A 14968-nucleotide genomic window follows, 5' to 3' on the forward strand; every position below is an offset into this window, starting at 1 on the left:
CGCCGGATCCGTCAAATGAAGTGCATGCCACCGTTCACCTGAATTGTCTGTCCGGTCATGTAGGCGTTGCTGATCACCATCAGTGTGGCCTGCGCCACCTCTTCGGGCGTGCCCAGGCGGCCCAGCGGCACGCGCGCGGCACGCTCCTGGCGATTGTCGCCGATCATGTCGGTCTCGATCAAGGATGGCGCCACGGCATTGACGGTGATGCCCTCCTTGGCGACGCGCGTGCTGTAACCACGCGTCAGGCCTTCCATGCCGGCCTTCGAGGCGTTGTAGTGCACGCCAACGATGCCGCTGCCGCGCGCCGCGCCCGATGTGATGTTGACGATGCGGCCCCAGCGCCGGGCGCGCATGCCCGGTAGCACCGCCTGGGTGCACAGGAACGCCGACTTCAGGTTCACCGCGATGGTGCGATCGAAGTCGGCTTCGCTGAGGTCGTCCAGCCCGCGCGCGATGCCGATGCCGGCGTTGTTGACCAGCACATCGATGGGCCCGAACTCGGCCTCGACCTGGCGTACCATCGCGGCGACGGCGCCGCTGTCGGCGACATCGGCCGCGCAGGCGATGGCGCGCCCGCCGCTGCCGCGGATGGCGTCGACGACCGCCTGCGCCTGGGTGGTGCGGCTGTGGTAGTTCACGACCACGGCAGCGCCGGCCTCGGCCAGTACAAGCGCGATGGCCTTGCCAATGCCGCGCGAGGCGCCGGTGACCAGCGCCACGCGGCCGGTGAGGTCAGGATGCAGGCTCATCGTGTCTCCGCTCTTGGGGCAAGGCGATCGCATATGAGATGCGGCGCTGCTTTTCTCCTCTCCCCGCTCTCACGGGGAGAGGGGTGAACAGTGCCATATCCGACCGGATTCTCAGCGTGGTGGCACCGGCAAGCGTCCGATCTCCCGTGGTGCGCCGTCGGCCTGCGGTGCCACGACGACGATCTCGCCGGCGGCCGGATTGTAGCCGATCAGTGCCTGGATATTGGCGCCGTGGGTGACGACCAGCAGTGTGCCTGGTCCTTTCCAGTCCCGTATGATGGCGCGGGCGCCAGGGGCCAGCGCATCGCGGCGGTCGCTCAGCACGACGGCGTTGCTGAAGGTCGGTTCGATCTCGACGCGGCCCACGTCCATCAAGGTCGCGGTATCGATGCAGCGACACCAGGGCGAACTCACGACGCGACCCAGGCGCGCACCCTGTGTCTTGAGCCGGGCACCGACCGCCGCCGCATCGGCGCGGCCCTGGGCGCTGAGGTTGCGCTGCGTCGAGCAGTCGTCGAGCCGCCAGTCCGGCGGGTCGCCAAAACCGGGCGCGTCGGCATGCCGCATCAGCGCGACGTGACCATCCCCGCGCAGCGCCACCCAGGCTGCCTCCTCGCTGGCGGCAGCCGGCAGGATGTACAGCAGCAACGACAGCAGGACGGCGAACGTGCGCGTCACGGGCCGAGACCTCACGGGATGGGCAGCGGGTTGCGTTCAGCGTAGGTGCTCTGCTGGTGCCAGTAGGGATAGACCATCGGTCGTGCACTGGCGTCATCGAGCCGCTTCACCTGTTCGGGCGACAGCGCGAAATCGACGGCGCCGAGATTATCGCGCAACTGTTCCTCGTTGCGGGCGCCGACCACGACCGTGGCGACCGTGGGCCGCCGCAGCACCCAGTTCAGCGCCACCTGCGAGACGGTGCGGCCGACCTCGCCCGCAATCGCCTCCAGGGTCTCGACGATGGTGTAGAGCTGGTCCTGCGGATAGGCAGGCCCCATGCCGCCCAGCGCGGCGGTGCGGCTGCCGGCCGGTGCCGGGCGATTGCGCCCGATCTTGCCGGTGAGGCGGCCGCCGGCGAGCGGGCTCCACACCACGGCGCCGACCTTCTGGTCGAGCGCCAGCGGCATCAGCTCCCACTCGTACTCGCGGCTGAGCAGAGAATAGTAGAGCTGGTGCGCCACGTAGCGCGGCCAGCCGTAGCGGTCGGCTACCGCCAATGACTTCATCAGGTGCCAGCCGGAGAAATTGGAACAGCCGACATAGCGCACCTTGCCGGCGCGCATCAGGTCATCGAACGCGCGCAACGGCTCCTCGACCGGCGTCAGCGCATCAAAGCCGTGCATCTGCCAGAGGTCGATATGATCGGTGCCCAGGCGGCGCAGGCTTGCCTCGCAGGCGGCAATCAGGTGATGGCGCGACGAGCCGATGTCGTTGGGTCCCGGCGCCGTGCGGAAGCTCGCCTTGGTCGAGATCAGCACCTTGTCGCGCCGGCCCTTGATCGCCTGGCCCAGGATCTCCTCGGCGAGACCGGTCGAATAGGAGTCGGCGCTGTCGAACAGGGTGAGCCCGGCATCGAGCGCAACGTCAATCAGCCGCGTCGCCTCGGCAACGTCCGTCGCGCCCCAGGCGCGGAAGAATTCGTTGCCGCCGCCAAATGTCGCCGTCCCCAATGCCAGCGCCGGCACCTTGAAGCCCGAGCCGCCCAGCAATCTGTACTCCATGAGCCAACGCCTCCGGATGAAGGTCTTTGTGGTGGTTTGGTCAAACTGTCATCCCGAGCGTAGCGAGGGATCTCCCGCGAGGGTAGACTCCATTTCAAGGAGATCCCTCGCTACGCTCGGGATGACGTGCCTGAGCCACCGCAAGGTCGTTCGCGGTGTTGCTACCGCGGCGCCGGTCGCGCTTTCGTGAGCACGTCGGGGTTCACCACGTTGGTCGGGGTTCCGGCGGCGTAGGCGACGATCTGGTCGAAGATGTCGGCGAATTGCAGTTCGTACTCCTCGCGCGAGACGTAGCCGATGTGCGGCGTGGCGATGACATTGTCGAGCGCCAGCAGGGGATGCGCCGGATCGCGCACCGGCTCCTGCTCAAAGACATCGACCGCGGCCATGCCCGGGCGTCCGGCGCGCAGGGCTGCGGCCAAAGCGCCGGGTGCGATCAGCGGCGCCCGGCTGGTGTTCACCAGCAGCGCCGTCGGCTTCATGCGCGCCAGGTCATCGGCGCCGACGATGCCGCGCGTCGCGTCGACCAGGCGCATGTGCAGCGAAATCACGTCGCAGCGCTCGAAGAAGTCCGCCTTGCCGGCGGCCACGGGCCATCCGTCGGCCTGGGCTCGGGCCAGCGACTCTGGTCGCGCCCACACCAGCACGTCCATGCCGAACGCCCTGCCGTATTCGGCGACCACCTTGCCGATGCGGCCGTAACCATAGATGCCGAGCGTCTTGCCGCGCACCGTGCTGCCGACACCGATCTGCCAGTTACCGGCCTTCAGCGCCGCCATCTGCTGCGGGATCTGCCGCATGGCCGCCAGCACCAGTCCCCAGGTCAACTCGGCGGTGGCGTAGGACGGCGTGCCGGCATGCAGGTTCGACGACACGATGATGCCCAGCCGCGTGCAGGCGTCGATGTCGATGTGCGGATAGACGCTGCGTTGGCTGATCAGCCGCAGATTCGGCAGGCGTTCCAGCAGCGGCGCGCGGATCTGCGTGCGTTCGCGGATCAGCACCAGCGCTTCCGTCTCGCGCAGTCGTTCCGCCAAGGGTTCGACGTCCTGCAGGTGGTCGTTCCAGATCGTGACGTCATGGCCGTCAAGCGCGGCGAAGCAGGCCAGCGTGCGCAGCGTGTCGTGGTAGTCGTCCAGGATCGTGACCTTCATGGCGTCCCATCCTTACCTTCCCCCGCTTGCGGGGGAAGGTGGCGCGTAGCGCCGGATGGGGGTGTTGCAACGGCAACGGCGCCACATTCATACAGTGAGTCCATGCGGGCATCCCCCATCCGCCCCTTCGGGGCACCTTCCCCCGCAGGCGGGGGAAGGTAAACTCACCCCGCGGCGAAGCTGTCGGCGCGGGCGGCGCGCCAAGCGTCGGCGAAGCGCGGATCGTCGGTGCCGGCCAGCAGCTCGCCCGGCTTCAGGAAGCGGTAGATCTGGTCGAAGCGCTGGACCAGGTTGGGTGCCACGCGCTGGGAAAAGTGGCGCGGCTGCAGGTCCTGCGGATGCTCCAGGCCGGCAGCGGCCACCACTTCGGCCAGCGCCTTCAAGGTCGAGCGATGGAAGCGGTAGACGCGCTCGGCCTTGTCGGGCACGACCAGGGCGCGCATGCGCAGCGGATCCTGCGTGGCGACGCCGACCGGGCAGCGGTCGGTGTGGCAGCTGGTCGACTGGATGCAGCCCAGCGCGAACATGAAGCCGCGGGCCGCGTTGCCCCAGTCGGCGCCCAGCGCCAGGACGCGCGCGATGTCGAAGGCCGAGGTGATCTTGCCGCTGGCGCCGATGCGGATGCGGTCGCGGATGTTGAGGCCGACCAGCGCGTTGTGCACGAACATCAGCCCGTCACGCAATGGCATGCCGATATGGTCGATGAATTCCAGCGGCGCGGCGCCGGTGCCGCCCTCGGTGCCGTCGACCACGATGAAGTCCGGATAGATGTTGCTCTCCAGCATCGCCTTGCAGATGCCGAGGAATTCCCAGGGATGGCCGACGCAGAGCTTGAAGCCGACCGGCCGGCCGCCGCTGAGATCGCGCAGGCGGGCGATGAACTGCATCAGCTCCATCGGCGTGGAGAACGCCGAATGGCTCGGCGGCGAGATGCAGTCGACGCCCTGCACGACGCCGCGCGTGGCGGCGATCTCGGCCGACACCTTGGCGCCGGGCAGCACGCCGCCGTGGCCCGGCTTGGCGCCCTGCGACAGCTTGATCTCGACCATCTTGATCTGCGGGCTGGCCACGGTCTCGGCGAAGCGCTCGGCGCTGAACGTGCCGTCGGGATTGCGGCAGCCGAAATAGCCGCTGCCGATCTCCCAGATGATGTCGCCGCCGTATTCACGATGATAGGGGCTGAAGCCGCCCTCGCCGGTGTCGTGCGCGAAGCCGCCCTTCTTGGCACCCTTGTTCAGCGCCCGTACGGCATTGGGCGACAGCGCACCGAAGCTCATCGCCGATATGTTGAATACCGACGCCGAGTAGGGCTGTTTGCAGTCCGGCCCGCCGATCATGACCCGGAACGGATCCTTCGAGGGGCTGCGCGCGGCGATCGAGTGGTTCAGCCATTCGAATGGCGTGCCGTAGACGTCGAGCTGGGTGCCGAACGGCTTCTTGTCGAGCTGGCCCTTGGCGCGCTGGTAGACGATCGAGCGTTTGTCGCGGCTGAACGGCGCGCCGTCGGTGTCGCTCTCCAGGAAGTACTGGCGGATCTCGGGCCGGATCTCTTCGAGCAGGAAGCGGATGTGGGCAGCGATCGGATAGTTGCGCAGGATGCTGTGCTTTTTCTGCAGCACGTCGTGCACGCCCAGGCCCGCCAGCGCCGCCGCGATCAGGAAGGGGATCAGGAATCCGGCATAGACGAACGACAGGAGCAGGCAGGCGATCGCCACCAGCACCGACAGCGTGAAGACGACATAGCGCGGCGTGAAGGCAAGGCTGATCGTGTCCATGATGCTTCCCCATGAATCACCACGGAGGCAGGAAGGACCCCGAGGTCACAGAGGACGATATGGCGTGCCAGCGGCGTGCAGCGCCTCTCTGTGCTCTCGGTGTCCTCGGTGCCTCCGTGGTTCCATCTTTTGTCTCTCGGTCACCTGACAGCGCGATTGACGCACTGCCCAGTGACAGCCCGGTGACGCGTCTATTCCCGGCGATCAACCTTTGCTCGGGTCGATCAGGAACTTCTCGCCGGTGGCGCGCTTGGCGTAGGCAGCGATGGCATCCAGCTGCAGCGCCTCGGGCAGCGACACGACCCTGGTATAGTGGCTGGCGAACGTGGTCTTCAGATTGCTGACGACACGCTGACGCAGCCGCTGCTGGTCGGCGCGGCCGATCTTCTGCAGGAACGGTGTCAGCAGCCAGCCGCCGACCGACCATGCCATGCCGTAGCTGCGCACCAGCTCGGTCGGCCCGGTGTTCAGCGCACCGTAGATGTAGACCTGCTTGTGCACGGTCGAGCCGTAGCGGCTGTAGCCCGCCGCGGTCTTGTTGGCGGCCATCTCCATGGCCGCCAGGATCTGGCTGGCCAGCTTGCCGCCACCGATGGCATCGAAGGCGATCGTGGCGCCGGTGTCGACCAGGGCCTGTGTCAGATCATCGGTGAACGACGATGCCGTCGAATCAACGACATGCCTGGCGCCGATGTCGCGCAAGGTCTTGGCCTGCGCCGCGCTGCGCACGATGTTGACCAGGCCGATACCGTCCTCCAGGCAGATCTTGTTCAGCATCTGGCCCAGGTTCGACGCCGCCGCGGTGTGCACCAGCGCCTTGTGCCCTTCGCGCTTCATCGTCTCGGTCATGCCCAGCGCCGTCAGCGGGTTGACGAACCATGACGCGCCTTCCGTCGCCGTGGTGCCGGCCGGCAGTTCCTGGCAATCGCTCGCCTTGATCAGGCGGTACTGTGCGTACATCGCGCCGCCGATCATCGACACCGTCTTGCCCTTCAGTGCTTGCGCCGCTTCCGACGTGCCGGCGGCGATCACGGTGCCGGCACCCTCGTTGCCCACCGGCATCGACTGGTCCAGCCGCGCCGCCAGGAAGGGCAGCGACGCCGCCGGCACCTTGGCCGTGACGACGATTTCCGCGCCGCGGCCGGCGGCTTTCGCCGTCGACATGTCGGCCGGGCCCAGCAGCAGGCCGAGGTCGGAGGGATTGATCGGCGTCGCCGCCACCTTCACCACGACCTGGTCGGGGCCCGGCTCGGGCACGCTGACCGTGGCCAGCGACAGTTCGAGCTCACCGCTCTTGCGGATGAGGGAGCGCAGCTCCAGGCCTGTCGCGTTCTTTCCATCGCTCATGATCAATCTCCAAGGACGGGCAGGGCTGCCCGGTTCGTTCGCGCCATCTTTGCGTGAATGACTGGCGCTCACAAGCGCGGGTCATCATCATGGGCCGCCATCCATCGCGATCGTTGAGGGGAAACCATGAGGCAGGCTTTCTGGCACGCCATCCAGGCGCTCGCTGTTGCACTGGCGCTGTCGCCTGCCGGCGGTGGCGCGTTCGCCCAGAGCCATCTGCGCATCGGGCTGGGCGATGATCCCGACGTGCTCGACCCGACCCTGTCGCGCACCTACACCGCGCGCATCGTCTTCGCCGCCGTTTGCGACAAGCTGTTCGACATCGACGCCCGGCTCAACATCGTCCCGCAGCTCGCGCTTGGTCACGAAACGTCAGCCGATGGCAAGACCGTGACCATCAAGCTGCGCCCCGATGTGACGTTCCATGACGGCACGCCCTTCGATGCCGCCGCCGCCAAATACAGTCTCGAGCGCCACATCAACTTCAGGGGCTCGTTTCGCAAGCCGGAGCTGGCCTCGATCGACAGCGTCGAGGCGGCCGATCCGCTCACCATCAAGCTGCATCTGAAGGCGCCGTTCTCGCCGCTGCTGGCACAGCTGGCCGATCGCGCCGGCATGATGGTGTCGCCGGCAGCGGCCGAGGCCGCCGGCGACCGGTTCGGCCTCAAGCCGGTGTGCGCCGGACCCTACCGGTTCGTCGAGCGCGTGCAGCAGGACCGTATCGTGGTCGAGAAGTTCGCCGGCTACTGGAACAAGGACAAGGTCTTCATCGACAGGATCACCTACCTGCCGATCGTGAACGCGACGGTGCGGCTGCAGACGTTGCGGGCCGGCGGGCTGGATCTGATCGAACGCGTGCTGGCGACCGATATCAAGACGGTGCGCGACGATCCGCGGCTCAAGCTCAGCAAGACGGTGTCGCTGGGCTGGTTCGGCCTGCTGGTCAACGTCGCCAACGGACCCAAGGCCGACAACCCGCTGGGCAAGGACCCGCGTGTGCGCCAGGCCTTTGCGGCGAGCCTCGATCGCGAGGCCATCAACCAGGTCGTCTTCAACGGCGAGTTCGTGCCCGGCAACCAGTGGGTCAACCCGCAGAATCCCTACTACCAGGCCGCGTTCCCGGTGCCCAAGCGCGACATCGCCAAGGCCAAGGCGCTGTTGAAGGAAGCCGGCGTGACCGGACGCCTGGCGATCGACTTCATGGTCAGCAACACGCCCGAGGAGCGGGCGGTGGCCGAACTGGTGCAGACCATGGCGGAGGAGGCGGGCTTCGATCTGAAGATCCGCGTGACCGAAGTCGCCACCGCCTTGAAGCTGGCCGAGTCGGGCGACTTCCAGCTCTACATGAACAACTGGAGCGGTCGCGCCGATCCCGACGGCAATTCGGTGATCTACCAGACCTGCGGTGCGCCGCAGAACATGGGGCATTACTGCGACAAGCAGATCGACGCCTGGCACCAGGAAGCGCGCGCTTCGAGCGATCCCGCGGTGCGCAAGGCAGCCTACGGCAAGATCGCCGCCAAGTTCCTGGCCGAAGGGTGGATCGTGTACGTCTACCACCCGCAAATCCTGATCGCGCACAGCGACAAGCTCGAGGGCTTCACCCCGATCCCCGACGGCCTGCTGCGCGTCATCGGCCTGCGGCTGAAATGAACCTCATGTGACGTGAGGGCCGATGTTTTGTCGTCCTGAGCGAAGCGAAGGACCCTGCGGTGGTGGTCAACAAAGAATGACGGCGCTGGTGATCCCCAGCGCCGTCGGTGTGTGACGCCACGACCGCAGGATCCTTCGCTTCGCTCAGGATGACGGAAACCCCGCTGCCGATGGCATGGTCCCACCCCTACAGCTTGTTGGCCGCCGACTGGCGCGCCATGAAGCTGTCGAAGGTGAACTCGCAGACGCGGAACCACAGGATCGCCTCGTTGCGGAACGGCCGCCACGAGTCGTAGATTTTCTTGAACTTGGGGTTCTTGGCCGAGATCTCGGCGTAGAGCTCGTTGGCGGCGTTGAAGCAGGCCTCCATCACCGGCACCGGGAATGCCGTCAGCTTGGTACCGGCGGCCACCAGCTCGCGCAGCGCCTTGGGGTTCTGGGTGTCGTACTTGGAGACCATCAGGGTGTGCGCCTTGGCCGCCGCCGCTTCCACCACCGCCTTGTAGTGCTTGGGCAGTTCGTTCCACTTGTCGAGATTGACGTAGGTCGAGGTCTGCGGTCCGCCCTCCCACCAGCCCGGGTAATAGTAGTACGGCGCGATCTTGTAGAAGCCGAGCTTCTGATCGTCATACGGCCCGACCCATTCGGCGGCATCGATCGTGCCTTTTTCCAGCGCCGGGTAGATCTCGCCGCCGGCGATCTGCTGCGACACCGCGCCGACCCGGTTGCACACCTCGCCGGCCAGCCCGGCGATGCGGAACTTCAGCCCCTTCATGTCCTCGACGGTCTTGATCTCCTTGCGGAACCAGCCGCCCATCTGCGCCCCGGTGTTGCCGCAGGCCATGCCGTGGATGTTGTAGCCCTTGTAGAACTCGGTCATCAGCTCGCGGCCGCCGCCCCAGTTGTACCAGGCATCCTGCTGGCGCGCGTTCATGCCGAACGGCAGGGCGGTATCGAACGCCCAGGCCGGATCCTTGCCGACGTAGTAGACGCCGGCGGTATGGCCGCATTCGACGGTGCCGTTCTGCACTGCGTCGGCGACCTGCAGTCCGGGCACGATTTCGCCCGAGGCAAAGACGCGGATCTGAAAGCGGTTGTCCGTCGCTTCGGCGACGTATTTGGCGAACACCTCGCCGGCGCCATAGAGCGTATCGAGCGCTTTGGGGAAGCTCGAGGCCAGGCGCCATTTCAGCTCCGGCATCGACTGGGCGATCGCCGGCGCGGCGAGCGTGCCGGCGGCAACCATGGCGCCCCCGCCCAGGCCGGCGGAGCGCACGAATTTGCGACGCTGCATGAAATTCCTCCCATATTTTTTGTTCGCCCAGTGATTCCGCTGAGCGGAATCAGATTGGCACGGTCCGGCAGGCTTGGCAAAGGCGCGAGCGCCGCGCGGGATCTTCCGCGAAATGGAGCTTCATTTTCAGGAGATGTCTCGCTGCGCTCGACATGACGGGCTGGCCAAACCACCGCAAGGTCCTGCGCGGTGTTTGGATGACAGAGCGCTTATGCGCCGTGAGCGTGGTCCCATCGCGTGCGCCCTGCTAGCGTCGGCTCTCATCAGAACGCATCAACACCACAAGGCATGCCCATGACTGCTTCCCTCGACGACGCCATGACCACCCTGCGCCCCTGGATCGGGCGCGTGCGCGTGATCGAGGACGATATCGGCCTGCCCATGGTCAAGCGCATCGCCGCGATGCTCGACCGCGATCCCGACTCGTTCAAGGCCGGCACGGAACTGCCGTCGCACTGGTTCTCGATGTTCTTCGTCGACATCGCGCGCCAGTCCGACCTGCGCGAGGACGGCCATGCCAAGGGCGGTGTGGTGCTGCCGCCGATCCCCATGCCGCGCCGCATGGGCGCCGGGAGGCGGCTGAAGCTGATGGGCGGCTTGCGCGTGGGCCAGCCGGCAGTGCGAAAGTGCGAGGTCGTCGACATCGTGCCCAAGAGCGGCCGTTCGGGGAACATCTTCGTGCTCACCCTGCGCAACACCATCGAGCAGGCCGGCCAGGTGCTGGCGGTCGACGAATTCGACGCCATCTACCGCGAGGCGACGCCGCCGGGCCAGAAGACCACCGCCACCGTGCCGGCCGCGGCGCCGTCGGATCACGCCTGGCAGGACACCGTGCTGCTGTCGGAGACCTTGGTGTTCCGCTACTCGGCCGTCACCTGGAACGCGCACCGCATCCATTACGATGCCGACTACGCGCGCACCGTCGAGGGTTACGAGCATACCGTGCACAACGGCGGGCTCACCATGCAGCTGATGATCGACGCGGCGCTCAAGCGCGCGCCGTCAGCGCTGCGCGGGCTCAGCGCGCGCCTGATGTATCCGCTGTGGGTCGGCGAGCCGCTCACCGTGCGCGGTTCCGAGGCGAAGGATGGCCGCATGAAGGTCTGGTCCGCCGACAAGACCGGCCACCTGTGCGGCGAGATGACGTTGGAGTTCGCGTGATGGGGGACAGTGCGCTTTCTCCCCCTCCCCCCTTGTGGGGGAGGGTCGGGGAGGGGGGTCAACAGACGCGGCGCCTCGTAGGGTGGACCCCCCTCCCCAGCCCTCCCCCACAAGGGGGGAGGGGGCATGAAGGAGGCCTCCCGTGAGCGGCGGTCCGCTGGAGGGTGTGCGGGTGGTCGACCTCACCACGGTGGTGGTCGGTCCGATCTGCACGCGGACGCTCGCCGACCAGGGTGCCGACGTGATCAAGGTCGAAGCGCCCGGCGGTGATCTGCTGCGCACCATGGCGCAGGGCAGCCGGCATGCCGGCATGTCCGGCAAGTTCATCAACTTCAACCGCAACAAGCGCTCGGTCTGTCTCGACCTCAAGCAGGAAGGCGGCATGGAGGCGATGCATCGCCTGATCGCGGGCGCCGACGTTTTCGTCAGCAACATCCGCCCCGAGGCGCTGGCGCGCGCCGGCCTTGACTACAAGAGCCTGGCACCCGCTCACCCGCGCCTGATCCATTGTTCGATCCTCGCCTTCGGCCGCGGCGGGCGCTACTTCAACCGCCCGGCCTACGATCCCATCGTGCAGAGCCTGTCCGGCGTTGCCGGCACCTTCGCGCGCGCCACCGGCGAGCCGCGTTTCGTGCCCATGGTGATGACCGACCACACCACCGGCCTGATCGCCGCCCAATGCATCGGCTTCGCGCTCTATCGCCGCGAGAAGACGGGCCGCGGCGAGGCCATCGACGTGCCGATGTTCGAGAACATGGCCTCGTTCGTGATGAGCGAGCATCTGGGCGCCGCCACCTTCGATCCGCCCGTGGGTCCCACCGGCGACAACCGCCTGCTGAGCCCCGACTACCGGCCGCTGCCGACGCAGGATGGCTACATCACCGTCGGCCCCAACACCAACGCGCAGGCCTTCGCCTTCTTCGACGCCATCGGCCGGCCCGAGCTGAAGACCGATCCGCGCTTCGCCAGCGCCGCCGCGCGCACCGCCAACGCCGCCGACTATTTCGAGGTGCGCCGCACCGGCCTGGCACAGAAGACCACCGCCCAGTGGCTGGCGATCTTCGAGCAGCTTGACGTGCCCGCCGCGCGCTACAATTCGATCGACGATCTGCTGGAGGACCCGCACCTCGCCGATATCGGCTTCTTCCGCCCCGAGGATCATCCCAGCCAGGGCCGCATCCGCCGCACCAAGGTGCCCAACACCTTCTCGGGCGGCGCCCGCGAGGCGGAGACACATGCGCCCATGCTGGGCGAACACACCCGCGCCGTGCTCGCCGAGCTCGGCTACGGCGAGGCCGACATCGACAGCCTGCTGGCGTCAGGCGCCGCGCACGCCGGTTGACGGATCGCCCCGGAGGAACGCCAGCAGCGCGTCGGCCGTCTCGCGCGGGCGCTCCTCGGGCAGCCAGTGGTTGCAATCCACGATGCTGCCGCCGCGCACGTCCTCGGCGAACTCCTGCAGGATTGCCACGATCTGCGGACCCCAGCGGCCGTCGCCGCCCAGGCCCAGCACCGGCATCGTGAGCCGCTCGCGCTTCCACGCCAGGGCATCGGCGTGGTCCTTGCGGAAGGCGCGGTACCATTCCAGGCCGCCGCGCGTGCGGCCCGGCTGCGCGAATGCGCGGGCGAAGACCTCAATGTCCTCGAGCGCATGCGCGCCATGGTCGAAGGCGCGGTCGAAGATGAAGGTCGAGACGTAGTCGTACTCGCGGCCGTACAGCAGGCGCTCCGGCAGGTTCTCCTTCATGTGGAACGAGAAGTGCCAGACGCGCGGATCGCCGAACAGGGTTTCCCACCGGCTCCAGCCCGGCAGCGGCACGTCGAGGATCGCCAGGTGCGTCACCGCCTGGCGCCGCGTCATCGCCAGCGCCATGCCCACCATGCCGCCGATGTCGTGGCCGCAGACGGCATAGCGCGGATGGCCCAGCGCGTGCATCAGGCCGGCGATGTCGGCGGCCAGGCTCGCCTTGTCGTAGCCGCCCTGCGGACAGTCCGACTGGCCGGCGCCGCGCAGGTCGGGCATGACGATCGTGTGGTGCGGCGCCAGCAGCGGGATCATCTTGCGCCATTCCCACCATGTCTGCGGAAAGCCGTGCAGCAGCACCAGCGGCGCGCCCTGTCCGGCGATGACGGTGTGCAGGTTCACCTCGCCGACCCGCACCATGGCGTGCCTGAGATCGGGTGACGTCATGGCGATACCTCCTTGGCTTGTCTGCACCCGTCATCGAATATTTTTGACCGATCTGTCAAAATACATTTATTGACTCATCTGTCAAAAAATGGAGGCCATTTCCTGGGAGTGCGGGCGTCCCGCCCGCTCATGTCTTTGGCGCGACGCGAAGATGCGAGCGAGACGCCCGCGCGCCCAGGATGCGGGGCGGCAGCAGGGCGTCGACCAGGCTCGATACCGACCGGTTCACCTGGTCCTTCGTCTGGCCGCCTTTGCCCAGCACGCGCAGGCCTTCGAGGCCGGCCAACAGGGCGCGGGCGCAGCCGACCGGGTCGGCGACGGCGATGTCGGGTGCGCCGCACAAGGCCCGTTCGAGCCGGTCGAGCATGCCGTCGAAGATGCGCCGGGCGCGGCGCGCGATCTCGGCGTCGTGCGGTCCCATCTCGACCACGGTCTCGACCAGCAGGCAGCCGCGCGCGCCGGCGCGGCCGTGGGCGCGGCTGGCATGATCCAGCAGCCAGGCCACGATATCCGCGCGTCGCGCCTCAGGCGGCATCAGCTGGTCCATCGCCGCCCAGCTGTCATCGCCGTAGAGCGCCAGCGCCTCCAGGAACAGCGTGCGCTTGTCGGTGAACAGCGCATAGAGGCTGCCGCGCTGCAGGCCGGTGGCCGCTTCGAGCGTCGGCAGCGATGCGCGTTGGTAGCCCAGCGACCAGAACAGCTCCTTGGCGCGCGCCAGCGCCTCGGCGCGTTCGACGAGGCGCGGCCGTCCCTGGGTGCGCGCGGCAGCAGGTCTGCTCATGAGCCGTTTATTGACCGACTCGTCAAAAACAGCAAGGCGCTGCTTCAGCCCGTCTTGCTGCGGATGAAGGCGCCGATCTCGATGCAGCCTTCGCGGCCTTCGGACAGGATCGGCGCGAACAGCGGGAACACGTGCAGCATGTTGGGCCACACCGCCAGGCGCACGTCACCGCCGGCGGCGTGCAGTTTCTCGGCGACGCGCGTGGCATCGTCCAGCAGGGTCTCCGCCGTGCCGACCTGGACCAGGACCGGCGGCAGGCCCTTGAGGTCGGCGTGCAGGGGCGCTGCCAGCGGCGTCTTGGCATCCTTGCCGTTGAGATACATGCCCGCCATCCACAGCAGGCCGGCCTTCTGCACCATGGGATCCTGCGCCGATCGCGTGATGATGCTGGTGCCGGCGCCCTCGAGATCGACCCACGGCGAGATCGCCACGGCGCAGGCCGGCAGGCCGAGCTTGCGGTCGCGCAGGTTGACCAGGGTGGCGATCGTCAGCCCGCCGCCCGCCGAGTCGCCGGCGATCGCCAGCCGGTTGGCGGCCAGGCCCTGCTGCAGCAGCCAGCGCCACGCCGTCGTGGCGTCGTCCACCGCCGCCGGGAAGGGATGCTCCGGCGCCAGGCGATAGTCGATCACCAGCACGCGGGCGCCCGACGCGGCCGAGATGTCGTAGGCCAGACGCCGGTGCGTGTTGATCGAGCCGATGGCATAGCCGCCGCCGTGCAGGTAGAGCACCGCGCGCTGCGTGTCGTGGCCGGGCGCTGCCACCCATTCCGCCGGCACGCCGCCGGCGTCGACCTTTTCGCATTGCGCATCGGGCGCGCCGCCCAGGACCTGCGCCATCTTCTCGAACCCGGCGCGCGCCTCGCCGACGTCAGGCTTTTCCGGCGCCGGGCGCGAGCGCAGCAGGGTGACGAGGCTGTCGAGCTGGGCAGTGGTCATGGGTTTCCTCCAAGGATTGGTTGCTGCCGCAACTGTGCGAACAACCCGCCCGCCCGTTCAAGCGCAGAAAGCCGCCCGTCCCGGTGCCGATCCGCGCTGTGGAATTGACCCGACCGTCGCCTGCACGTAGCGAAGGCGGTGCGCCGACCGTAGGGGATGGTACAGTTGAGGCAAGTAGACTTCACCACAGAGGCACAGAGGCAC

Annotated in this window: 13 protein-coding genes; 3 read left to right on the forward strand and 10 right to left on the reverse strand. The window is 67.6% G+C overall.

Annotated features, from left to right (window positions below; genetic code table 11):
• Positions 1 to 11: 11 nt before the first annotated feature.
• The 6 genes from FQU96_RS23945 to FQU96_RS23970 form a co-directional block, all read right to left on the reverse strand.
• Positions 12 to 752 carry an SDR family NAD(P)-dependent oxidoreductase gene (locus tag FQU96_RS23945; protein WP_146543868.1) on the reverse strand — a complete coding sequence of 247 codons (741 nt, stop codon included), beginning with the start codon at positions 750 to 752 and terminating at the stop codon, positions 12 to 14.
• A 111-nt stretch (positions 753 to 863) separates the two neighbouring features.
• Positions 864 to 1430, reverse strand: a complete 567-nt coding sequence (locus FQU96_RS23950; protein WP_255468470.1) for a histidine phosphatase family protein — start codon at positions 1428 to 1430, stop codon at positions 864 to 866.
• 11 nt (positions 1431 to 1441) lie between these two features.
• Entirely contained in the window at positions 1442 to 2473 is a 1032-nt protein-coding gene (locus tag FQU96_RS23955; RefSeq protein ID WP_146543869.1) for an aldo/keto reductase, read from the reverse strand.
• Positions 2474 to 2634: 161 nt separating this feature from the next.
• Complete coding sequence (locus FQU96_RS23960; RefSeq protein ID WP_146543870.1) at positions 2635 to 3627, reverse strand: D-2-hydroxyacid dehydrogenase family protein; 993 nt, start codon at positions 3625 to 3627, stop codon at positions 2635 to 2637.
• 164 nt (positions 3628 to 3791) lie between these two features.
• A complete protein-coding gene (locus FQU96_RS23965) occupies positions 3792 to 5402 on the reverse strand; it encodes an FMN-binding glutamate synthase family protein (RefSeq protein WP_146543871.1) in 1611 nt (536 codons plus the stop codon).
• Between the two features lie 204 nt (positions 5403 to 5606).
• Positions 5607 to 6749, reverse strand: a complete 1143-nt coding sequence (locus tag FQU96_RS23970; RefSeq protein ID WP_146543872.1) for a zinc-binding dehydrogenase — start codon at positions 6747 to 6749, stop codon at positions 5607 to 5609.
• Between the two features lie 126 nt (positions 6750 to 6875).
• Between FQU96_RS23970 and FQU96_RS23975 the strand changes: the two genes are divergently transcribed.
• Entirely contained in the window at positions 6876 to 8402 is a 1527-nt protein-coding gene (locus tag FQU96_RS23975; protein ID WP_146543873.1) for an ABC transporter substrate-binding protein, read from the forward strand.
• 187 nt (positions 8403 to 8589) lie between these two features.
• Here FQU96_RS23975 and FQU96_RS23980 read toward each other — a convergent pair whose 3' ends face one another.
• A complete protein-coding gene (locus tag FQU96_RS23980; RefSeq protein WP_146543874.1) occupies positions 8590 to 9696 on the reverse strand; it encodes a TRAP transporter substrate-binding protein in 1107 nt (368 codons plus the stop codon).
• A gap of 294 nt (positions 9697 to 9990) precedes the next feature.
• Here FQU96_RS23980 and FQU96_RS23985 point away from each other — a divergent pair, with 294 nt between their 5' ends.
• Together FQU96_RS23985 and FQU96_RS23990 are read left to right on the forward strand one after the other, a co-directional pair.
• On the forward strand, positions 9991 to 10857 hold the full coding sequence (locus tag FQU96_RS23985; RefSeq protein WP_146543875.1) for a hypothetical protein: 867 nt from the start codon (positions 9991 to 9993) through the stop codon (positions 10855 to 10857).
• Between the two features lie 142 nt (positions 10858 to 10999).
• Positions 11000 to 12199: a CaiB/BaiF CoA-transferase family protein gene (locus FQU96_RS23990; RefSeq protein ID WP_146543876.1), complete on the forward strand. Its 1200-nt coding sequence runs from the start codon at positions 11000 to 11002 to the stop codon at positions 12197 to 12199.
• On the opposite strand, the gene FQU96_RS23995 is transcribed toward FQU96_RS23990, so the two are convergent.
• From FQU96_RS23995 to FQU96_RS24005, 3 genes are all read right to left on the reverse strand, one after another.
• Entirely contained in the window at positions 12176 to 13048 is an 873-nt protein-coding gene (locus FQU96_RS23995) for an alpha/beta fold hydrolase (protein ID WP_146543877.1), read from the reverse strand. The genes FQU96_RS23990 and FQU96_RS23995 overlap by 24 nt on opposite strands.
• Before the next feature lie 127 nt (positions 13049 to 13175).
• Complete coding sequence (locus tag FQU96_RS24000; protein WP_146543878.1) at positions 13176 to 13829, reverse strand: TetR/AcrR family transcriptional regulator; 654 nt, start codon at positions 13827 to 13829, stop codon at positions 13176 to 13178.
• Between the two features lie 44 nt (positions 13830 to 13873).
• Entirely contained in the window at positions 13874 to 14764 is an 891-nt protein-coding gene (locus tag FQU96_RS24005; protein WP_146543879.1) for an alpha/beta hydrolase, read from the reverse strand.
• Positions 14765 to 14968 lie beyond the last annotated feature (204 nt).

The sequence above is a fragment of the Reyranella sp. CPCC 100927 genome (genome assembly GCF_007859315.1).
Taxonomy (GTDB): Bacteria; Pseudomonadota; Alphaproteobacteria; order Reyranellales; family Reyranellaceae; genus Vineibacter.